A 22,222-nucleotide genomic window follows, 5' to 3' on the forward strand; every position below is an offset into this window, starting at 1 on the left:
TGTAGAAATTTAAGGGGAACTATTGTGTTAGAAGCATACCGTAAACATGTCGAGGAACGCGCAAAACAAAGCATCCCTCCTACACCACTTGACGCAGAACAAGTTGCTGCCTTGGTTGAACTTCTTAAAAACCCACCTGCTGGCGAAGAAGATTTTATTCTTGATCTTCTTAAAAACCGTATCCCAGCCGGCGTTGATGAAGCTGCTTATGTAAAAGCAGGCTTTCTTGCTGCCATCACAACTGGCGAAGCAAGCTCTCCACTTATCAGTAAAGAATTTGCAACCGAACTGCTTGGCACCATGCTTGGCGGCTACAACATTCAGCCATTGATCGCTTGCCTTGATATTGAAGAGCTGGCCCCAATCGCGGCAAAAGCCCTATCTCATACACTGCTTATTTTCGATGCCTTCCACGATGTTGAAGAGAAATCCAAAGCAGGTAACCCATTCGCGAAACAAATCATCCAATCTTGGGCCGATGGCGAATGGTTCACAGCGAAAAACAAATTGGCTGAAAAAATCTCCCTTACTGTCTTCAAAGTAACGGGTGAAACAAACACCGACGACCTTTCTCCTGCACCAGATGCTTGGTCTCGCCCAGATATTCCACTGCACGCCAATGCAATGCTTAAAATGGCACGTGATGGGATCACACCTGATGTGGATGGCGAAGTAGGCCCAATCAGCAAAATCATTGCACTAAAAGAAAAAGGCTTCCCACTCGCCTACGTTGGTGATGTTGTTGGTACTGGTTCAAGCCGTAAATCAGCGACTAACTCTGTACTATGGCACATGGGTGATGACATTCCGTTCATCCCTAACAAACGTGCTGGCGGTATCTGTATTGGTAATAAAATTGCCCCTATCTTCTTCAACACAATGGAAGACGCTGGTGCACTACCAATCGAAATGGACGTTGATAAAATGGAAATGGGCGATGTCATCGACATTTTCCCATACGAAGGCGTTGTTAAAAAACACGGCACAGATGAAGTCATCAGTACTTTCTCTCTAAAAACTCAAGTACTGCTAGACGAAGTACGTGCAGGCGGCCGTATTCCTTTGATCATCGGTCGTGGTTTGACAGCGAAAGCTCGTGAATCTCTAGGCCTTGGCGCAACAGACCTATTCACTGTACCAGGCGCTATTGCTGAATCCACTAAAGGCTTCACACTGGCTCAGAAAATGGTTGGTAAAGCATGTGGTCTTCCAGGCATTCGCCCGAACACATACTGCGAACCAAAAATGACAACCGTTGGCTCCCAAGATACTACGGGTCCAATGACACGTGACGAACTAAAAGACTTAGCTTGCCTAGGCTTTACTTCTGATCTAGTTATGCAGTCTTTCTGTCATACCGCTGCTTACCCTAAACCAGTTGACGTAACCACTCACCACACTCTTCCTGACTTTATCAAGAACCGTGGCGGTGTTTCATTGCGCCCAGGCGATGGTATCATCCACTCTTGGTTGAACCGCATGTTGCTTCCTGACACAGTAGGTACGGGCGGTGACTCCCATACTCGCTTCCCTCTAGGTATCTCTTTCCCAGCGGGTTCTGGTTTGGTTGCATTTGCAGCAGCAACTGGTGTTATGCCTCTTGATATGCCTGAGTCTGTTCTTGTTCGCTTTAAAGGTGAAATGCAACCAGGTATCACACTACGTGACCTTGTTCATGCTATCCCTTACCAAGCAATCCAAGAAGGCCACCTAACAGTTGAGAAAAAAGGCAAGAAAAACGTCTTCTCTGGTCGTATCCTAGAAATCGAAGGTCTTGAGCACTTAACAGCTGAGCAAGCGTTCGAATTATCCGATGCTTCTGCAGAACGTTCAGCTGCTGGTTGTACCATCAACCTGTCTGAAGAGTCTGTTGCTGAATACCTTAAATCCAACATTGTTATGCTACGCTGGATGATTTCTGAAGGTTACGGTGACCCTCGTACACTTGAACGTCGTGCGAACGCAATGGAAGAATGGTTAGCAAACCCTAGCCTAATGCGTGCAGATGCAGACGCTGAATACCACACCATCATTGAGATCGACCTTGAAACCATCAAAGAGCCTATTCTTTGTGCGCCAAACGATCCAGATGATGCACGTCTACTTTCTGATGTTCAAGGCGAGCACATCGATGAAGTATTCATCGGTTCTTGTATGACTAACATCGGTCACTTCCGTGCTGCAGGTAAATTGCTAGATGCTGCTGGTAAAGTGGTTCCTACTCGCCTATGGGTAGCACCACCAACTAAGATGGACGCTGAGCAACTTACAGCTGAAGGCTATTACAGCATCTTCGGTAAAGCCGGCGCTCGTATGGAAATGCCTGGTTGTTCTCTATGTATGGGTAACCAAGCACGCGTTGCAGAAAAAGCAACAGTGGTTTCCACCTCAACGCGTAACTTCCCGAACCGTCTAGGTAATGGCGCTGATGTTTTCTTAGCATCTGCTGAGCTTGCCGCTGTTGCAGCCCTTCTTGGTAAGCTGCCAACGCCTGCTGAATACCGTGAGTACGCTGACAAGATCAACAGCATGTCTTCTGAAGTTTACAAATACCTAAACTTCGACAAGATGGGCGAGTACGTTAAGAAAGCCAACACGGTTATTGCTACTGACGCTACCGCATAATCCTTTGTGATCAGCGCTAGCCTCTGGCACTAAGCCATAGCAAAAAGGGCCCTATTTATTAGGGCCCTTTTTTTGTACAAACGCCCCCTTTAAGGGTGAGGGGCAGCTTGCACTACAGATACAAAAAAGCCCCGCTATAGCGAGGCTCCTCTCTGTTATTAGTTTTTTACTGGGCTGAACTATAGAACTTCGCGCTCTACCAGCTCATTGAATTCGGCTTGCTCTTCTCGCTCCACACTGCTCTCTAGGTCTTGAGCATTTATCTGATGCTGACGGCCGGTGTGTTTGGTTTTATATTTGACGAGTTGCTTTTCCAATTTACCCACCAACAAATCCACTGCTGGCTTAAGTTGTTTATCCGTTCTAACAGTAGCAAATAAATCATGACCAGGAATGTGCACACTGGCCTCTACAATTAGCTCATGAATATCATGTTTCTCTGTATTTAAAATCACCTTAATACTGGTGATTTGATCGTTAATTCGAGTTAAACGATCCATTCTTTCTTTAACTAGCTCTTGTACTTCTTCACCAGACTGAACGTGATGACCACTAATATTCAATGTATACATAGAGAATTTCCTTTCGTTTTTGGAAAATTATTTTAAACGTATTTTTAATCTCTCCCCTCTTCTGTACATACCTATAACCTATGGACTAATGGATCTAATTTCAATCCTAAAAATGTAAATACTTTCATATCTTTGATGAAAACGGCTTAAATTACAAAAAAACACCAATATTTGTTTAAAAAACAAACAACTATAAGCATCTAAACAAATAAAATTAGGACCTGATTAGGCAAAAAAGCAGACAATCATTAGCTTACTGTAGACCAGATAAAACAGAAGCACCGACTCTTTTTCTTTTGAGCCGTTCGACAAGAGCAGAAAAACATGGTTTAGCCATAGATGCATAATTATCCATCTAGGTTTCGACATAGCACTCCAGCGCAATCATAAAGCACCACAGCACATCAATAATCACAAAGCAAAGTGCCTGACAGAAGCCACCCAGCCCTCTTAGTTTGGATTTTCTGATTTGCCATGCTCAGCGCCAGCTCACAAAAAAGAATCCCCTCTTAAGCCTTGAGGCTGCATTTTAGTCAAAAAAAACGCCACCCAAGGACAGCGTTTTCCAACCAATGCATTAACAAGTACTAATTAAACCTCTAGAAGACACCAAAGCACACTAATAATCACAGCGCAAAGTGCCTGACAGAAGCCATCCAGCCCTCTTAGTTTGGATTTTCCGATTTGCCATGCTCAGCGCCAGCTCACAAAAAAGAACCCCCTCTTAAGCCTTGAGGCTGCATTTTAGTCAAAAAAAACGCTACCCAAGGGCAGCGTTTTAGCAGTGATTACTTAACTAGAAGCCATTAAGCCTCTAGAAGAATTCGCAGCATACGACGTAGAGGCTCAGCAGCCCCCCATAGAAGCTGGTCACCAACAGAGAAAGCACTGATGTATTCAGGCCCCATGTTAAGCTTACGAATACGCCCTACAGGAATATTCAAAGTACCAGTCGCTGCCGTCGGCGTTAACCCCGCCATAGTCGCTTCTTTATCATTAGCGACAACATTCACCCAGTCATTATGCTGAGCCAGCATGCCTTCAATATCCGCCACTGGGATATCTTGGTTAAGCTTGATGGTAAACGCTTGACTATGACAACGCATCGCACCCACTCGGACACACAAGCCATCCACAGGAATAATAGAGCCTGTATTACCAAGAATCTTGTTTGTTTCAGCTTGCGCCTTCCACTCTTCACGACTCTGGCCGTTTTCAAGCTGAGAATCAATGTAAGGAATCAATGAACCCGCTAGCGGCACACCAAACTGATCGACTGGCATAGTGTTAGAACGCATTTGTTCTGCCACTTTGCGATCGATGTCCAAGATAGCGCTGGCAGGGTCTGCTAATTCGGCCGCAACCGAACCTTGTAGCATGCCCATCTGATTGATCAATTCGCGCATATGGCGAGCACCGCCACCAGACGCGGCTTGATAGGTCATCGACGTCATCCACTCGATATGGCCTTTTTCGAACAAGCCACCCAAAGCCAATAACATTAAGCTGACCGTACAGTTACCACCAACAAAGGTTTTTACGCCATCTTTCAAACCTTGCTTGATGACGTTTTGGTTTACTGGATCCAAGACAATGATGGCATCTTTGTCCATGCGCAAAGAAGACGCCGCATCAATCCAATAGCCTTTCCAACCCGCATCACGCAACTGAGGGTAAATAGCCTTGGTATAATCCCCACCTTGGCAGGTAATAATAATGTCCATTTTCTTCAAAGCTTCAATATCATTCGCATCTTGAAGTAATGGAATATCTTTACCAATTTCAGGCCCTTTTTGCCCCGTCTGAGAGGTGGTAAAAAAGATCGGATCAATGTGATCGAAGTCTTTTTCTTCTCGCATACGTTGCATCAGCACGGAACCAACCATTCCGCGCCAGCCGACTAAACCTACAGTGTGTTTTGACATGGTTATCTCTACCTTTTTTTGTGGGGTCACTCATACCAAGAGCAATATCCCGAGTGAACACCTAGTCATTCTGACTAGGCTTTAAGTACCGCTTCTAATGCAGCCAACACCGCATCGCCCATGGCTTGCGTGCTGACTGTTTGACAATCTTGAGAAGCAATATCAGCGGTTCTTAGACCTTGATCTAGAACTCGACTAACTGCCGCTTCAATAGCATCTGCAGCCTCTTTCGCATCTAAAGAGTAACGCAACATCATGGCCACAGATAAAATGGTTGCTAACGGGTTAGCAATACCTTGGCCTGCAATATCTGGCGCTGAACCATGACAAGGCTCATACATGCCACGACCTTCTGCATTCAATGAAGCCGAAGGCAACATACCAATAGAGCCAGTTAACATAGCGGCTGCGTCAGATAGAATATCACCAAACATGTTGCCAGTAACCATTACATCAAACTGTTTTGGTGCACGAACCAGCTGCATTGCAGCATTATCTACTAGCATGTGCGTTAATTCGACATCAGGATACTCTTTTGCCACTTCTTCCATGATTTCTTTCCAAAGTACCGTTACCTCAAGCACATTGGATTTATCAATCGAACAGACGCGCTTTCCGCGCTGACGAGCCGCTTCAAAAGCAGAACGGGCAATACGACGGATTTCAGACTCACTGTAAACGTAGGTATTAAATCCTTGGCGCTCACCGTTGTCTAACGTACGAATGCCACGCGGCTGACCGAAGTAAATACCGCCCGTTAGCTCACGCACAATAAGAATGTCCAAGCCCGCCACAATTTCTGGCTTCAAGCTAGATGCATCCGCCAATTGCGGATAAAGAATCGCAGGACGCAAATTAGCAAAAAGCTCAAGATTAGAACGCAGCCCTAACAAGCCTTTTTCTGGGCGCACAGCCATATCAAGGCCATCCCATTTTGGTCCACCAACCGCACCCAGCAAAATAGCATCCGCGGCTTTGGCTTTGGTTAAGGTTGCTTCCGGCAATGGAGAGCCAGTTTCATCATAAGCAGAACCACCAACCAACGCACTCTCATGGCTAATACCCAAATTAAATTGAGTGTTGACTAAATCAAGCACACGAACTGCTTGCTCAACAATCTCAGGACCAATGCCATCACCCGGCAATACCAATACATTTTTAGACATTACTTAACCCTTTATTTTTTCTCTGTGCCGCCAATGACTTATTACAAGCCATTGGCACAAATCGATTAGTATTTCAGTGCCTATTGACCACGAGACAAAAACAACCAAGGCGCTGCCGCCATGCGTTTTTCTTCAAAACGATGGATGCTATCTTCTTGCTGTAGCGTCAAACCAATATCGTCCAAGCCGTTTAACAAGCAATGCTTACGGAAAGTATCAACCAAAAACTCAAACACATCTCCTGATGGTGACGTTACTGTTTGCGCCTCAAGGTCAACCACTACTTCAGCACCCTCGCTGGCCGCCACTTCAGCAAATAATTGATCCACTTCTTCCGGCGCTAAAACAATAGGTAAAAGGCCGTTTTTAAAGCAATTATTATAAAAAATATCAGCAAAGCTAGGTGCAATAATGGCACGAAAGCCATAGTCATCTAATGCCCAAGGTGCGTGTTCACGACTCGAGCCACAACCAAAGTTTTGGCGCGCCAAGAGCACGCTAGCACCTTGGTAACGCGCTTGATTGAGCACAAAGTCTTTACGGATCGGACGACCAGTACATTCTTGGTCAGGCTGACCTTCGTCTTCATAACGAAGCTCATCAAATAAATTTTTACCAAAACCAGTACGCTTGATGGATTTCAAGAACTGCTTTGGAATGATCATATCAGTGTCAACGTTTGCCAAATCCAAAGGAGCGGCTAACCCTGTGTGCTTAGTAAAAGGACGCATTTACATTCTCCTTCTCTGCTAGAGAGAGCTCCTAGTGTTTAACAAACTCATTTACATCTACAAAGTGACCAGCAATCGCAGCGGCAGCCGCCATTGCAGGGCTCACAAGATGGGTACGCCCACCAAAGCCCTGACGTCCTTCGAAGTTACGGTTAGAAGTAGAAGCACAATGCTCACCAGCCCCTAATTTATCCGCATTCATTGCCAAACACATGGAACAACCCGGCTCACGCCACTCCAGACCGGCTTCTTCGAAAATGGTGTGCAAACCTTCTTTTTCAGCTTGCGCTTTTACCAAGCCAGAGCCCGGCACAACAATCGCTTGCTTAAGCGTTGACGCCACTTTACGACCTTTAACCACTTGCGCAGCAATACGTAAATCTTCAATACGTGAGTTCGTACAAGAGCCGATAAACACACGGTCCAAGGTAACATCAGCTAAGGTCGTTTTACCTTCAAGGCCCATGTACTTCCAGGCGCGTGCATAACCTTCTTTTTTCACTGGATCGGTTTGGTCTTCTGCGCGAGGAATGGCTTCATCAATGGCAATGACCATTTCAGGGGATGTTCCCCATGTTACTTGTGGTTTGATGTCTTCTGATTTCAACACCACAACCTCATCGAATTGGGCATCTTTATCAGACACTAGATCGCGCCATGCTTCTACAGCCATATCCCAATGCTCGCCTTTTGGCGCATATGGGCGGCCTTTCACGTATTCGATTGTAGTATCATCTACTGCGATCAAACCAACACGAGCACCCGCTTCAATGGCCATATTACAGACGGTCATACGCCCTTCCATTGATAACGACTGAATCCCTGTGCCACCAAATTCAATGGCATAACCTGTACCACCTGCGGTGCCAATGGCGCCGATAATCGCCAACACAACATCTTTTGCCGATACCCAAGGGGACAACTCACCGTCCACTCGAACCAACATATTGCGGCTTTTCTTTTGCACCAAACATTGGGTCGCTAGTACATGCTCGACTTCAGAAGTACCGATACCATGCGCCAATGCCCCAAACGCACCGTGAGTAGAAGTATGAGAGTCCCCACACACTACCGTCATACCAGGAAGCGTTGCACCTTGTTCTGGCCCAACAACATGCACGATCCCTTGGCGAATATCTTTCATGCTGAATTCGGTGATTCCAAATTCATTACAGTTGTCATCCAAAGTGGTTACTTGGATTTTTGATACTGGGTCTTCAATACCATTCACACCATCAACACGCTCTTTCTGTGTGGTTGGCACGTTATGATCTGGCGTAGCAAGACTTGACGACACACGCCAAGGCTTACGACCAGCTAGTCTCAATCCTTCAAACGCTTGTGGTGAAGTTACTTCATGAAGTAATTGCAAATCGATATAAATCAATGCACTACCATCATCGCGCTGCTGAACAAGGTGGCTGTCCCACAACTTGTCGTAAAGGGTTTTACCTGACATAGCTTCTCTCCTAAATAACCTATTGCGCTATCCTAAAACTTTCGCTTAAATTACTCAAATTCATATTTTTCATGTTTTGGATAATTTTTTGGAATGATGGACATTGCCGAACTGCTTACCTTTATAAAAGTGGCTGAAACCAAATCCTTTTCAGAAGCCGCACAGCGTTTATTTGTCACACAACCTGCCATTAGTAAACGCATTGCAGCACTAGAAAACACACTTGGCGTAAGGCTATTTGATCGTATCGGACGACAAATAGTGCTCACTGAAGCCGGCATTCAATTACTGCCTAAAGCGCAAAAAATTGCCGATGACTTAAAAGACATCCAACACAGCATGACACTGCAAATGGAAGATGTTAACGGAGAGCTAAGATTAGCCACCAGCCACCATATTGGACTACGACGACTGCCAACCATTTTAAAAGCATTTCAAGTTCACTACCCTCAAGCCAAGCTCGACATTGATTTCACCCAATCCGAAGAGGCTTATCAGCAAGTTTTAAGGGGTGAAGTGGAACTGGGGATTATTACTTTATCGAATAAAGATGATCATTTGATTGAGTCCATTCCTATTTGGTCTGACCCGCTCACCTGTGTCGTCAGCCGTGACCACCCATTGGCTAAAGTAAGCGATCTGAAATTAGCAGAACTTGCCAATCATCCTTGCGTACTGCCCAATGAAAACACTTTTACCCGTCAAATTGCAGAACAGGTGTTTGGCAAGCAAGGCCTCAAGCCCCAAGTGAGAATGAACACTAACCATTTGGAAACCCTTGCTATGCTCGTCAGTATTGGCTGGGGCTGGTCTCTATTACCGTCTACATTAGTTGACGACAAGCTGATTACGCTTAACCACCCTGACCTTAATGTAGAGCGACGCTTAGGCATCATTCATCATAAGCAAAAAACCCTGAGCCGTGCCGCCCTCGCGTTTATCGAGCTATTACGAGCGCATAGCCTTAACGCAGACGCTGACTCAGCCAAAGAATCATCACCGCCAACACACTAATACTGGCAGCAATGGTAAATACCCAAGCGTCACCTAACCATTCCCACAGGTAGCCCGCGCCCACCATCCCTAATCCACCACCCAGACCGATGGCAAAGGCGCTGTACATCGCCTGCCCTTGGCTTGCGTAGCGCTCAGGGAACAAAAGCCGAACGCGCTCAATAGACACCATATGAAACAGCGCAAAAGTAATACAATGAAGTAATTGAGTAAAAACTAGGACCCAGAGAATCTCTGCAAACCAGCCCACTAAAAACCATCGAACGGCACCACATATAAAACACAAAACCATAATATGAAACAGGTGAAATTTTTTCACCATATTGCCGCCAAACAAAAACAAGACAATTTCCATTACCACGCCAAGGGCAATCAACAAACCTATTTGCTGACCACTATAGCCAGCGTCTTCTAAATGCACGGCAAAAAAGACATTAAAAGGCGCGTGCGCCATAAACGACAAAAACGCCAATAAAAAGAAAAATACAGACTCTCTGCTGCGCAATAAGGAGACAAATGAAACCGTTTCTTTATGAATCACGACTCCATAAGCCTGTTCTTTAATAAAAAAAGTAGTAATCAGTGCCAGCAGCAAATAACTGCACATAACAGGAATCACAACACTGGGCCCAAAATGGCCAATTAGAAAACCTGTGCTGGCGACCGCGACGACATAACCAATAGAGCCCCCAACACGCAATCGTGTGTAGGGCACATTTAAATCACGAATACTGCGAACCGCCAAAGCGTCTGTCATTGGGATCAAAGCGGAATAGAACAGCGCCATCGCACAGGTCAACAGCCACAGGGATTCAAACTGGTCATTCCAATTAAATGGAATAACACAAATAAAACACCCAAATACAGCCAGCTGCAGTACTTTTTTGGGTAAGCCAACTTTTGCAGTCAACCAGCCCCAGAAATGTGGCACCAAAATGCCAGACAGTGTAAAAGTGGACATTAAACGCCCTATTTCTGATGCACTGAGACCTATCGACTTATAGTAAATTGAAATATAAGGCATCATGACGCCAATCAAGCAACAAAAAAAGAAGTAAAAACTAAACAAGGGCCACGCAATGGGGCGGGCTTTAGCTGCAAACATAATCATTCCAGTGAGATACTTTTTTTACTGGCCAGGTTGAGCCACAGTCAAAGCATATTAATTAACGAAGAGGCGATGATGGTTTTAGGCATTAGTCATGCATAAAACCTTGCATAGAAATAAGAATGTACCATCATATTAATTAGCTAGCTTTACTTTAAATGAGGTCTATATGAAAAACAAATTGGATTGGTGGCGCGGCGCAGTCATTTATCAAGTGTATCCACGCAGTTTTTATGATGCTAATAACGATGGCATTGGTGACTTACCAGGGGTCACTGAAAAAATGGAATATATTGCCACCCTAGGCGTAGATGCAATATGGCTTTCACCTTTCTTTACTTCTCCAATGAAAGATTTTGGCTACGATGTTTCTGATTACTGCGATGTAGATCCTATTTTTGGCACTTTAGATGACTTCGACGCTCTTATAACTGCCGCCCATCAACATGGCCTCAAAGTAATTATTGACCAAGTACTAAACCATACCTCTGATAAACACCCTTGGTTCGAAGCTTCTAGACAGAGTCATGATAATGACAAATCCGATTGGTATATCTGGGCTGATGCCAAACCGGATGGCACAGTACCCAACAACTGGTTATCTGTTTTTGGTGGTCCAGCTTGGCAATGGGACAGCCGCCGAAAACAGTATTATTTGCATAATTTTCTCGACAGCCAACCAGACCTTAACTTTCACAACCCAGATGTCGTCAATACCATACTAGACACCGTTGAGTTCTGGCTAAAACGCGGTGTTGATGGCTTTCGACTGGATACCTCAAACTATTTTTTCCATGACACTGAGCTCAGAGACAACCCAGCCAAAGAAGAAATTGTCGAAGGCAGTATCGGTGTTCGACTCGACAACCCCTACGCCTACCAGCAACACCTGTACGATAAATCACGACCTGAAAACATCGCCTTCTTACAAAGGTTACGCGCCTTGTTAGACCAATACCCTAATACCACCACAGTGGGTGAAGTGGGCTGTGATTTCTCACTAAAAACAATGGCACAATACACCCAGGGCAATGACAAATTGCATATGTGTTATTCGTTTGATTTATTAACCCACGATGCCTCCATGACGCACATCCGACACACGATGGAAACCATTGAAGCGGGGTTGGGCGATGGCTGGCCTTGCTGGTCAATTGGCAACCACGACGTAGAACGTGTGGCGACTCGCTGGGGCGCAGAGCACAGTTGCGCAAACAAAAGCAAAGTATTCATGGTGATGCTTTTGTCACTGCGCGGCAGTATCTGCCTGTATCAAGGAGAAGAACTTGGGCTCCCGGAAGCCGAGCTTGAATATGACCAACTTGTTGATCCTTATGGAATTAATTTTTGGCCCGAATTCAAAGGACGAGACGGCTGCCGTACTCCAATGCCTTGGTCGAATAGCAGCGCAGGAGGTTTTTCTCAAAGCAAGCAGACTTGGTTACCCGTGGATGAGCGCCACCTTCCACTAGCAGTAACAGAGCAAGAAGGTGACCGCTCATCAGTACTGCACGCTTATCGTGACTTTTTGCATTTACGGCATGCACACCCAGAGCTGATTCATGGTGATATTGCGTTTCTATACGACGACGAAACCACTCTTGCCTTTACTCGTAGTCACCAGGATAGCAGCTTGTATATTGCGCTAAACACCTCAGGGCAAACTAAGATATTAATACCTGAGCTAAACTTATCCCCCCTTCTTCTTCCTCAAGCACTACCGGCAGGATATTTGAAAAATCAACAAGTAATTCTCCCCCCATACAGTGTTGTAGTAGCACACGTTTTACCATAGAAGGACACTAAAAAGCCCCTTACCAAATTGGCAAGGGGCTTTCATATAAGGCTGTTATTTGATTGTCCTTAGAGGCTGGGCAAACGATCCTGACGCGGCCATGCATTAATAATTGCCTTCACCAATGTCGCCAGTGGAATCGCGAAAAAGATCCCCCAAAAGCCCCACACGCCACCAAAAAACAACACGGCAACAATAATCGCCACAGGGTGTAAATTCACCGCCTCTGAAAATAACAAAGGCACTAAAACATTCCCATCAAGGCCTTGCACCACTAAATAGGCAACCACCAAATAGATAAAATCACTGCCCGTGCCATATTGATAAAACGCCACCAAAACCACCGGAATAGTCACCGCAGCTGCACCAATGTAGGGAATCAGCACTGACAACCCCACCAACAATGCCAACAACTCGGCGTAACGCAATCCCATCACAGCAAAGACAACATAGGTCACTACTCCCACAACCAACATTTCAATGACTTTACCGCGAATATAATTCGCTATTTGTTCATTCATTTCATGGGCAATGTTACGCATCATCATGCGCTCTTTTGGCAACCAAGAGGTTAAATATGCAACGATCTTTTTTTGATCTTTTAACAAGAAGAACATCACCAATGGCACCAACACTAGGTAAATCATCAGGGAAAATATCGAAGGGATACTGGCGATAGAGTACGACACCAACCATTGTCCAATATTAGTAAATTCGGTGGCTAACGTATTTACCACTTCATCCACTGCACTTTGGCTGACTAGATCAGAATGCCCTTGTGCGAAGTGCTCAATCCCCCCTTGAATTCCTTTGATCATACGCGGTAAATCATTAATAAAACGGACCGCTTGTTGCCAAATAATCGGCACCATGATGCCAATAAAGGCACCGCAAGCGGCGATAAAGGAGAGAAACACAAATAACACCGACATGGTATGGCCAATGCCTATTTTTTGTAAACGCTCAACCAAGCCTTGCAACAAAAAAGCCAGCACCACAGCAATCAACACAGGGGCGAGTATCCCCCCCCAAAACGCTAAGGCAATCAGCGTCGTAGCCAACAAGAGTAAAAAAACCACCACTTCTTCATTTGAGAGATAACGCTTTATCAGGGTGTCGACTATCTTAAACATAGGTTCCGTCTTATTTTTTTTGAACAATAAAGGTAAACACGCCGCCATTTTCTTGTTGATCGATCAGCCGATGACCAACAAGATTAAAATAATGGGGAATGTCTTTGAGCGAGCCTGCGTCCTGTGTCATAACACACAAACTCTCTCCTGCTTGCATTTTACTCAGTGCCATCTTGGTCTTTAACAATGGCATAGGACATCGATCTTCTCTTGCATCTAATATTACGTCATACTCGTAACAACTCTTGACAACCATTCGCATCTCCACGATGAGTATATGTGCCATATTATGAGACTATTTTCAGCCGTTACAACTAAGTTGAGCATCTTGCTTGTTGTTTTTTCTATTAGTTTTTCTAATTCAGCCTATTCCATACTGCCCGACCTAACCGCGACCAAAGATGAGCGATCCCTCTCCAACCCAAGCTATGTGGTTGGGCAACATTGGTTTCGAAAACTAAACGGCAGCGCTTCTGTCATCGATTTCCCACCCGCTTATGACTATCTCAAAGGGGCATTATCCAGAATTTTACCCCAGACCAGCTTATACAATAAGATGATTGAAATGACGCTACTTAACAGCACACAAACCAATGCGTTTGTCATTCCTGGCAATCATCTCTTTATTTACTCAGACATTATGGAGATCATCACTAGCGAAGACACCTTTTATGGCTTACTGGCGCATGAGGTCTCTCATTTAGATCTAAACCATTATGAGCGCCAAACTCAACATGCTGGTGAAGAGTTTCACAAAAACTTATTGCTGATTGGCGCAGGCTTTGCGGCTGCACTCGCTGGCGCTGACCCGGATGCCAGTGCAGCACTTTGGATGGGGGGTATGGCCAATCAAGTTGATGGTCTACTGTCTTATAGCCGCACCCAAGAACAAGAAGCAGATCGCCATGGGCGTCAATATCTTGTTGATGCTGGGTTAGACCCCAAAGGCATGAACACATTATTTAGCGCGCTGGCTAAAGCTTCTTCGCACCGCCCACAGCTTGAATTTTTATCCAGTCACCCATTACCACAAACTCGCATGGCTGACTCACTTTCGACTAGCTCACCAAAAAGCATTCTTGAAACTCGTAACCACAGTGACTTCGACTATTTTAGAGCGACACTACTCACCTACCGCGCCATGCTGGCTGACGATCCATATCACTATCTAGCAAGCATTTTCCCAGATTCGCAGTCAGATGTTGGACATTATGCCAAAGCCCTTTTGCATTATCTGGATCAATCACCTGATCAAGCGCTCAACTCGTTAAGCAAGGTTAATCACAGTAATCGCTTCATTGATTATTTACGGGTGAAATCATTTGCCGCCAACAATCAACAGAGTAACGCATTGGCAATACTCAAAGCCAAATTGAGTTTGGCTCCCAAGGATATTGTATTTTCGACCTTGTACGCAGAACTCACCAACAAAAAGCCAGAAACTTTAAAAACGCCCTACTTGTACCAGAAAAAACAAATGTGGGAAGCCTATATGAATTACTACCAAGGTATTAGCAATATACCAATGGCGCTTAATTACAAAGCTTTATATGAGTTCAGCCAAGGGAAAGACAAACAAGCAGAAAACTTGATATCCCGAGCATACAGGGATATTTCCTTACAAGACAAGGAGATAGTCAAAAAAACAGAAGAGTATTTCGAAAGAATAAAAGAGGTAGAAAAAAGGCAAGATATAAAATAAAACGAATCAGTAATCTGCATTAGCACAATATGAAGATGCTATTATTTTCTGAAGCTTTCTTTGATAATGTAAAATCTTTGCTTGTAAAACGGCATGCTCTTCCATTTTAGAAGACAATGAATTTGGAGTAACCGTCGCCTTTACTTTAACACCATGCTGCTTTAATTGACTAACCAGTTGATTCAGTAAGGCACGGTCTTGATCAAGACGTTTATTATATTGATCGGACTCTGATGCATATAAATTAGTACTCAATACAAGAACAAGTATCGGCAGTAATAATTTTATCTTTTGCATGTAAACTCCCTATTCTCTAGCGGTTAAATGACATTGGGGAAAAACCTACATCTCGCTCTTCCCCAACCCCTGCTCTTAGTACGCTAAACGTTATTCAGAACGTTGCGCTGTCACTGCGTCTAGCTGAGACTGAAGACTTCTTACTTGTTTGTTAAGATCAGCTACTTTTTCACTTGGAGAGATCGCAGCATTAGTGTCTGCATTGACATCTACAGCAACACCTTTACTGTTTAGCTGTGATTCAAGGGAGTGGATTTGCGCTTCAGCTTTAGCAATTTTTCCGTAAGTACTATCACCAGGTGCTGCTACAGCAACAGAAGCGATAGAAGAAGCTGCTAGAATAGTAAGTGCGCTTTTAGTAAAAAGTTTCATTTATATCTCCTTTGATATATTTAATGAGAAGTTAATGTTTCTCGTTTTTCGATAAGAGAAATAATAACATTAAATATAAAAATAAATAGGCGATAACCGACAGTGTCACTTTACCTTCAACTATTCAAAGCAACATGAAATTTCGATCGAATTGAGCATATTTTGATCTAGCTTCTTACTTAATGAAACAATACAAAAACAACATCAAAAAATAAGAACCAAGATGCGAAATCCTCCTTATTTATGACACAATCTTATTAACCCCACACTAAATTAGGTTTAACGAAAAAACGTCAAGCACGTATTTTAAAATAAACCAGTAAAATATATTTAAGACAAAAAAAAGGCCCAATATAAAATTGGGCCTCTTTCTAAAAAAAATAAATCAGTTCAGTATATTACTAAATAAATTAGCTCTACCATTTTTAACAGAAGTGCTTTCATCTTGTGTAATAAAAGCGGTATTGGTATCAACACTTAATTCAATATTTGAAATTCTTGCTTCTAATGAACCAATGTTTGCCTGTGCACGCTTGATAGTGCCGTGACCTAAGTCACCAGCAGATGCCAAAGCGGTTGATGCCAGTGCTAAGGACGCCAGAAAAGCAACAATGCTTTTGGTGTAAATTGTCATCCTGTATCTCCTTACCTATTCTTACATAGGCCGCTAACTTCAGGCCTAATTTCTATGGGAGGGATAATAGCACTCTAGATTGAAATAAATAGGTGGGATAGGATGGTTTCTTTTTACATTCAATTATTCACATTAACATGCAAAATTTAGCCAATTAAGACAGCAACACAGCCCACAGACCTCGCTAAAATGAGCGATCTAATCGAAGTCAAAAAGAAAAACTCACCAAAAAACAGCAAATATAGGCTTTTTTTGTCACAAAACGGTTACTTTTCTATGATATAACATTGAGATTTCGCTTCCCGCCCTCATAACTGATCAAAAATAATACAAACACATAAGACCTTATTTCGCACTTATTTCATCCTTAGTTTTCCCATTGATTGCACATTTTACCTTTTCCCAATAAGCTATTTTTTACCCTTTACACACTTCAAATAACCAAGGTCGTGCTACACAATTATTGAAAATACTATAGGAATCAAAAAGATAGTCATTTATGATGGTGCAAGAGTTTTTTTGCTACGCTAACAAGAGCTTATAAATAAAGTAACCCGATGACACCAGCAGCCTTAATAGACAATCTAGAACACCTCCCAAACCCCTTTACGCAGTTTGATAATATTGTGGCGGAAATGCTGCCTAGCACCCCACTACTAAGCAACCCTGATTTCAAACGAGACCTGCAACTCGCCCTTTGCTTTATCTATAGCTACAACGGCTCACAAGCCACCTTCAATGCTTACCGAAGAGAAGTAGAGCGCCTATTACTATGGTCATGGCACATACAGTCATCGCCGACCACCCATCTACGTCGCGACCAAATTGAAGAATTCATCCATTTTTGCATGTCTCCCCCTGAAGAATGGATTGGCATTAAAAATGTCGCTCGCTTTAAACTGCACAGAGGTGCTCGTGTTCCAAACAAACAATGGAAGCCCTTTGTCAGTCATATTTCTAAGCTAGAGTTTAAAAACGGCGCCGAGCCTGTCACCAAGCAACATTCGCTGTCACAAGCAGCAATACGCGCCACTTTTTCTATTTTATCTTCATACTATGGCTTTCTCATGCAAGAAGAAGCCGTTGCTCAAAACCCAGTTGCTTTAATTCGTCAAAAAAGTAAATTTGTAAAAAAAGAAGTAACTCGGCGCCAAGTCCGCCGCATTTCAAATCTGCAATGGGATTACGTTATTGAGACAGCCGAATTACTGGCCGAAGAAGACCCAAACATGCATGAGCGAACCTTGTTTATCATGAATGCATTATTAGGCATGTATTTGCGTATCTCAGAGTTAGTTGCCGATGAACGTTCTGCCCCTGTTATGGGCGACTTTACCAAGGACACAGATGGTCACTGGTGGTTTAAAGTACTTTCAAAAGGCAATAAAGAAAGATTGATTGCCGTGTCAGACGACATGTTATCGGCATTGGTTCGCTACCGTCGCTTTCGCGACCTTCCTGATATGCCCACCATTGCCGAACACACGCCATTGATCCCTAAAAATCGTGGTCAAGGCCCAATGACAAGCTCACGACAAGTTAGAAATATAGTGCAGTTCTGCTTTGATCAAGCTTACGAAAGAATGTGTCAAGATGGCATGCGCTCAGACGCCGAAGACCTACGCGTTGCAACCGTGCATTGGCTACGTCATACCGGCATTTCAGAAGACGTTAAAACCCGACCTAAAGAACATGTCCGCGAAGATGCTGGCCATGCCAGTATGGCAACAACAGATCGCTACATAGACACTGAATACCGAGAAAGGCACGCTAGTGGCCGTAAAAAAACATTACGACCACATTGAGTAACAAGGTTCAAAACCGGCTTAGATTATTGCCATCTTGCTAAGCGGGTTTTGTCCTTTTCACTTGCCTCAACCCATTGGCTGCGACTTCCTTGTGTTTCTTTTTTCCAGAATGCGGCACGACTCTTTAAATAATCCATTATAAAATCGCACGCTTGGAATGCTTCAGCTCGATGGCTCGAACTGACCCCAACAAAGACAATTTGATCATTGATAGACAATCGCCCTACTCGGTGAACAACTCGCACCTCTTGCAAATCCCAACGCGACTTAGCGTCATCCACTATGCTTTGTAAATTGTGCTCAGTCATGCCGGGGTAATGCTCTAATTCAAACGTGCATTCATCAGGCGGTAGCTCGGCAAACTCCCTCACCAAACCAACAAACATAGCCACGGCACCTGTTTTATTGGCAACCAACAACGCCTGGTAAAGCGCTGCTACATCAAAATCTTCTTGTTGTACGCGGATCATCTTACCCTCCGGTAACCGGTGGAAAAAACGCGATCTCTTGCGCCGAGCTCGCCACTAAATCTGCGTCTCGGGCAAACTCATAATCAATAGAAGACTGAATCCCGACGCCTAATAACGCGTCACCCTTTGCCAGTTCTGCAGACAATTGCTGTTTAACCGCCCTAATTGTCATCGGAAAGTTGCCCGCCAACTGGTATTCACTAATGCCCAATGTCTCTTTAAGTGAAGCAAAGAAAAGCACATTTACATTAGTCATTGGCTTTGCTCCAATCACCGCTTTTGCCGCCCTGCTTTTCAAGCAAGCACACCTCTTTTACAACAATCCCTTTATCAACGGCTTTCGCCATATCGTATAAAGTTAAAGCCGCAACACTGGCTCCGGTCAAGGCCTCCATCTCAACACCAGTTTTACCACTGAGCGCACAAGTACAAAGTATTTGAATTTCATGGTCGTTCAAAATACTAATATCGACACTGACCTTACTCAACATGAGCGGGTGACATAATGGAATCAAATCCGGCGTTTTTTTGGCAGCCTGTATCCCCGCAATACGAGCGGTTGCAATGACATCACCCTTGGGCAAACCACCCTCAACAATTTTCGTCAATGTTGACGCCTTCATAGCCACAATAGCTTGCGCTGTTGCTGTGCGTTTCGTAATGATTTTTTCAGACACATCAACCATGTGAGCGTTACCCTGATGGTCTAAATGCGTAAGTGTATCCGTCATAATTTGTCCAATAATTAAAGCAAATGGTGATATATCTACTATGGTTTAAGAAACAAGATAGGAATGCAAGCAGATTAATCTCGAGTGATTAAAAAGTCTCCACGCAAGCTTGCTACAAGAAGCGAATATTTCGCGACATATGGATCGTTAGGACCCAACTGAATGAAGTCTATTCTGTTTTTTTTGATGTTATTCTTTGGCTCGTTAAGCCATGCCTATAATGTAGACAATATACCACTGTCTGTACTCCCCACTTACGTTCAAAACACCCCCTCATCTTTGCCTTATATTTTTAACCAAGCCACTTTTGACAGAGCACTTTACCGCCCCTCACAGCGCTTTTCAGATGAGGTTATATGGCATAAGATTGATTTTCCTACACCTGAAAAAACAACCTCAATTGACCTTCAAGTAAGCAACCACCTAATTGATGAATTAGATTTTTACCTGGTACAAGATGGCCAACAAACCCAACATTGGCGACGTGGTGCAAATCAAGTCTGGCAAAATCACGTGTCCTATTACAATGGCATTTGGGTGAACCTAACCCTCCAGCCCGAGCAACAGAATTCGCTCTACATTCGCAAGCATAGCCGCGGCCCTTTATTAACCCCAATCCAACTTTATCAAGGGGAAGAGACGGCCCATGCAAAATTATCAACCACGTTATTCTGGACCGTAGCACTAACGGGGGTACTCGTCCTACTCACCTTCAACTTCATCATCTTCTTACAGTTTCGTTATGCCGCATTTGGCTATTATCTGGCCTTTCACTGCCTCGTCTTTCTCTCACTCGCCATGATGATAGGCGCCAGTCGTTGGTTTTTTCCTGAATTTGTACATCATTGGCTAATTGAAACCAAAGTTACTTTATTTGTTCTCGCTGCTTGGAGCCTTTACCGCTTTACCTTAGGCTTTTTACCAAATTCTTCCCCGGCCACATCGACTAAGTTTTTCACTTGGGTTGATTGGATATTCTGTATCTACTTTATTATCAGTGTGGTTTTTTCAGAGAAAATATCCGCTATATTGTTTGTCTTCATGCAGCTGTCAATGATCCTATTCTGTCTGCGTTATGGGATAAGTTCATACCGAAAAGGTTTCACTGCTGCTCGCTTCTACCTATTTGCCATCATCATGCTCAGTGTTGGAAGCACCATAAACTCCATGATGTATTGGGACCTTATTCCGTTTAACGACATTACTAGAGCGGCTTTCCCATTATGTAGCTTTCTTGAGCTACTTGGTTTTGCCATTGCCTTTACTGATAAAGCAAAACAAATTGAGCTGGACACCACTGTTAAAATCCAAACCGACAGCAGTACCGGCCTACCTAATCGCTATTATTATTTCGATGTCTTACCCCTGCAGCTGAGTAAGCTAAAACACTCTGACTTAGCCTTGGTGATGATTGAAATCACCAGTCACAGCCAACTGAGCCAGGCTTATGGACCAAAACAGGCCGAACAAGCCACATCCACACTTATTCAGAACCTGGATAACACCCTCGCTCAGATACAATCTGTGCTTTCCTTACCTCTGCCTAATCACACCAGTAAGAAATTAATTCGTATCTCCACTAATAAAGTGGCCTTTATTAGTCTATCGAAAGCAGAGCTAACTGGTCATATCGACACGGTACAAAAGTTTTTAGATACGCCTATTTTAATCGGTCATTTAGACTTTCATTACCAATACAATATTGGCAGTGCACTCTACCCATCCCAGAGCAACAGCCTCGACTCCCTGTATCAAAATGCATTAATCGCCTGTAATCACATTCGAGTAGACATTGGCACTTGGCAGTCTTTTGACCAAACCCTAAAACAAAACTACGCCCATCAGTTACACCTGCTTACTTTGCTCACTCAGGATTTGAAGAATGACGCACTGTATTTTGAGATACAGCCTCAAGTGTGTTTAACCAGTCGGAAAATCATCGGAGGGGAAGTATTATTGCGCTGGAAAAACTCACAACTTGGCATGGTTTCTCCCGGTGAATTTATTCCGCTTGCCGAGCAAGCTGGATTAATCTGCAAGCTCACCGACTTTGTGATTTTCAGAGTATTTAAGTGGGCAGCACAGCACCCTGAACTCTTATTAGAAAGAACACTCTCGATCAACATATCTGCCTTAGACATGCTGCACGAAGGGTTTGCGACTAAAGTTATTGCACTACAACAATACTACCAAATTCCAGCCTCACAACTTGTTATGGAGGTGACTGAGACCAGCATTTTTGAAAACAGCCATGTGGTTTTTGACAATGTAAACCGATTACACAAAGCCGGTTTTAAACTTTCTATCGATGACTTTGGGGTTGGTTACAGCTCAATGCAGAACTTGATTGCGTTACAAACCAACGAACTGAAGATTGACCGTTTTTTCGTTGCACAAAGCTTAACCGACAAAAGCAGCGCCATTCTCTGTCGCAACATGATTCAGTTAAGCTCAGAAATGAACATCAGCAGTGTTGCCGAAGGCATTGAAAACGAAGAAGTCGCATTACAACTTGAACAGTGGCGCTGCTTAATCGGTCAAGGCTATCACCTGTATCGCCCGATGCCATGCGATGACTATCTTTCCTTATTAAGGTCTTAAATTGCGACTTTGTCGAAGCTTACAAATCATGCATAATGCTAACGGCTGCTTTTTTTGCCCACACGCTTATTTTCTAGGA

The 22,222-nt window shown here is 43.9% G+C and carries 20 protein-coding genes; 6 read left to right on the top strand and 14 right to left on the bottom strand.

Features of this window, described 5'->3' with window-relative positions:
- Nucleotides 1-24: 24 nt before the first annotated feature.
- Entirely contained in the window at nt 25-2,625 is a 2,601-nt protein-coding gene (gene acnB, locus DFP81_RS04675) for a bifunctional aconitate hydratase 2/2-methylisocitrate dehydratase (protein WP_115896592.1), read from the top strand.
- Between the two features lie 179 nt (nt 2,626-2,804).
- Here the strand turns inward: acnB and hpf are convergent, their stop codons facing one another.
- From hpf to leuC, 5 genes are all read right to left on the bottom strand, one after another.
- On the bottom strand, nt 2,805-3,197 hold the full coding sequence (gene hpf / locus DFP81_RS04680; RefSeq protein ID WP_115896593.1) for a ribosome hibernation-promoting factor, HPF/YfiA family: 393 nt from the start codon (nt 3,195-3,197) through the stop codon (nt 2,805-2,807).
- A gap of 806 nt (nt 3,198-4,003) precedes the next feature.
- Complete coding sequence (gene asd, locus DFP81_RS04685; protein ID WP_115896594.1) at nt 4,004-5,122, bottom strand: aspartate-semialdehyde dehydrogenase; 1,119 nt, start codon at nt 5,120-5,122, stop codon at nt 4,004-4,006.
- 74 nt (nt 5,123-5,196) lie between these two features.
- Entirely contained in the window at nt 5,197-6,288 is a 1,092-nt protein-coding gene (leuB, locus tag DFP81_RS04690; protein WP_115896595.1) for a 3-isopropylmalate dehydrogenase, read from the bottom strand.
- An 80-nt stretch (nt 6,289-6,368) separates the two neighbouring features.
- Complete coding sequence (leuD, locus tag DFP81_RS04695; RefSeq protein ID WP_115896596.1) at nt 6,369-7,019, bottom strand: 3-isopropylmalate dehydratase small subunit; 651 nt, start codon at nt 7,017-7,019, stop codon at nt 6,369-6,371.
- A gap of 31 nt (nt 7,020-7,050) precedes the next feature.
- Nucleotides 7,051-8,478, bottom strand: a complete 1,428-nt coding sequence (leuC, locus tag DFP81_RS04700) for a 3-isopropylmalate dehydratase large subunit (protein WP_115896597.1) — start codon at nt 8,476-8,478, stop codon at nt 7,051-7,053.
- 93 nt (nt 8,479-8,571) lie between these two features.
- Here leuC and DFP81_RS04705 point away from each other — a divergent pair, with 93 nt between their 5' ends.
- Nucleotides 8,572-9,492, top strand: a complete 921-nt coding sequence (locus DFP81_RS04705) for a LysR family transcriptional regulator (protein WP_115896598.1) — start codon at nt 8,572-8,574, stop codon at nt 9,490-9,492.
- On the opposite strand, the gene DFP81_RS04710 is transcribed toward DFP81_RS04705, so the two are convergent.
- Nucleotides 9,443-10,597, bottom strand: a complete 1,155-nt coding sequence (locus tag DFP81_RS04710; protein WP_115896599.1) for an MFS transporter — start codon at nt 10,595-10,597, stop codon at nt 9,443-9,445. The two genes, DFP81_RS04705 and DFP81_RS04710, sit on opposite strands and share 50 nt — an antisense overlap.
- A 172-nt stretch (nt 10,598-10,769) precedes the next feature.
- Between DFP81_RS04710 and DFP81_RS04715 the strand changes: the two genes are divergently transcribed.
- On the top strand, nt 10,770-12,395 hold the full coding sequence (locus DFP81_RS04715) for an alpha-amylase family glycosyl hydrolase (protein ID WP_115896600.1): 1,626 nt from the start codon (nt 10,770-10,772) through the stop codon (nt 12,393-12,395).
- 68 nt (nt 12,396-12,463) lie between these two features.
- Here DFP81_RS04715 and DFP81_RS04720 read toward each other — a convergent pair whose 3' ends face one another.
- Together DFP81_RS04720 and DFP81_RS04725 are read right to left on the bottom strand one after the other, a co-directional pair.
- Nucleotides 12,464-13,528, bottom strand: a complete 1,065-nt coding sequence (locus DFP81_RS04720; protein WP_115896601.1) for an AI-2E family transporter — start codon at nt 13,526-13,528, stop codon at nt 12,464-12,466.
- A gap of 10 nt (nt 13,529-13,538) precedes the next feature.
- Nucleotides 13,539-13,784 carry a sulfurtransferase TusA family protein gene (locus DFP81_RS04725; protein ID WP_115896602.1) on the bottom strand — a complete coding sequence of 82 codons (246 nt, stop codon included), beginning with the start codon at nt 13,782-13,784 and terminating at the stop codon, nt 13,539-13,541.
- Nucleotides 13,785-13,817: 33 nt separating this feature from the next.
- Here DFP81_RS04725 and DFP81_RS04730 point away from each other — a divergent pair, with 33 nt between their 5' ends.
- Nucleotides 13,818-15,230, top strand: a complete 1,413-nt coding sequence (locus DFP81_RS04730; RefSeq protein WP_115896603.1) for a M48 family metallopeptidase — start codon at nt 13,818-13,820, stop codon at nt 15,228-15,230.
- Nucleotides 15,231-15,236: 6 nt separating this feature from the next.
- Here DFP81_RS04730 and DFP81_RS04735 read toward each other — a convergent pair whose 3' ends face one another.
- The 3 genes from DFP81_RS04735 to DFP81_RS04745 all read right to left on the bottom strand — a co-directional run bounded on the left by DFP81_RS04735 (nt 15,237) and on the right by DFP81_RS04745 (nt 16,533).
- Nucleotides 15,237-15,527: a DUF3783 domain-containing protein gene (locus tag DFP81_RS04735; protein ID WP_115896604.1), complete on the bottom strand. Its 291-nt coding sequence runs from the start codon at nt 15,525-15,527 to the stop codon at nt 15,237-15,239.
- 90 nt (nt 15,528-15,617) lie between these two features.
- Complete coding sequence (locus DFP81_RS04740; RefSeq protein WP_115896605.1) at nt 15,618-15,899, bottom strand: hypothetical protein; 282 nt, start codon at nt 15,897-15,899, stop codon at nt 15,618-15,620.
- A gap of 385 nt (nt 15,900-16,284) precedes the next feature.
- Entirely contained in the window at nt 16,285-16,533 is a 249-nt protein-coding gene (locus tag DFP81_RS04745; RefSeq protein ID WP_115896606.1) for a hypothetical protein, read from the bottom strand.
- Nucleotides 16,534-17,090: 557 nt separating this feature from the next.
- Between DFP81_RS04745 and DFP81_RS04750 the strand changes: the two genes are divergently transcribed.
- Nucleotides 17,091-18,338 (top strand): tyrosine-type recombinase/integrase, encoded by a 1,248-nt coding sequence (locus DFP81_RS04750; protein ID WP_115896607.1) that lies wholly within the window; start codon nt 17,091-17,093, stop codon nt 18,336-18,338.
- Nucleotides 18,339-18,364: 26 nt separating this feature from the next.
- Here DFP81_RS04750 and DFP81_RS04755 read toward each other — a convergent pair whose 3' ends face one another.
- Genes DFP81_RS04755 through moaC form a run of 3 tightly spaced genes read right to left on the bottom strand, consistent with a single transcriptional unit; the run spans nt 18,365 to nt 19,542 of the window.
- Complete coding sequence (locus tag DFP81_RS04755) at nt 18,365-18,811, bottom strand: molybdenum cofactor biosynthesis protein MoaE (RefSeq protein ID WP_115896608.1); 447 nt, start codon at nt 18,809-18,811, stop codon at nt 18,365-18,367.
- A gap of 1 nt (nt 18,812) precedes the next feature.
- On the bottom strand, nt 18,813-19,067 hold the full coding sequence (locus tag DFP81_RS04760) for a MoaD/ThiS family protein (protein ID WP_115896609.1): 255 nt from the start codon (nt 19,065-19,067) through the stop codon (nt 18,813-18,815).
- Complete coding sequence (gene moaC / locus DFP81_RS04765; protein WP_115896610.1) at nt 19,060-19,542, bottom strand: cyclic pyranopterin monophosphate synthase MoaC; 483 nt, start codon at nt 19,540-19,542, stop codon at nt 19,060-19,062. Before moaC ends, DFP81_RS04760 begins: the two co-directional genes overlap by 8 nt.
- A gap of 162 nt (nt 19,543-19,704) precedes the next feature.
- On the opposite strand from moaC, the gene DFP81_RS04770 reads away from it, so the two are divergent.
- Complete coding sequence (locus DFP81_RS04770; RefSeq protein ID WP_115896611.1) at nt 19,705-22,143, top strand: EAL domain-containing protein; 2,439 nt, start codon at nt 19,705-19,707, stop codon at nt 22,141-22,143.
- Nucleotides 22,144-22,222 lie beyond the last annotated feature (79 nt).

The organism is Marinomonas pollencensis (assembly GCF_003387375.1).
Lineage (GTDB): Bacteria > Pseudomonadota > Gammaproteobacteria > Pseudomonadales > Marinomonadaceae > Marinomonas > Marinomonas pollencensis.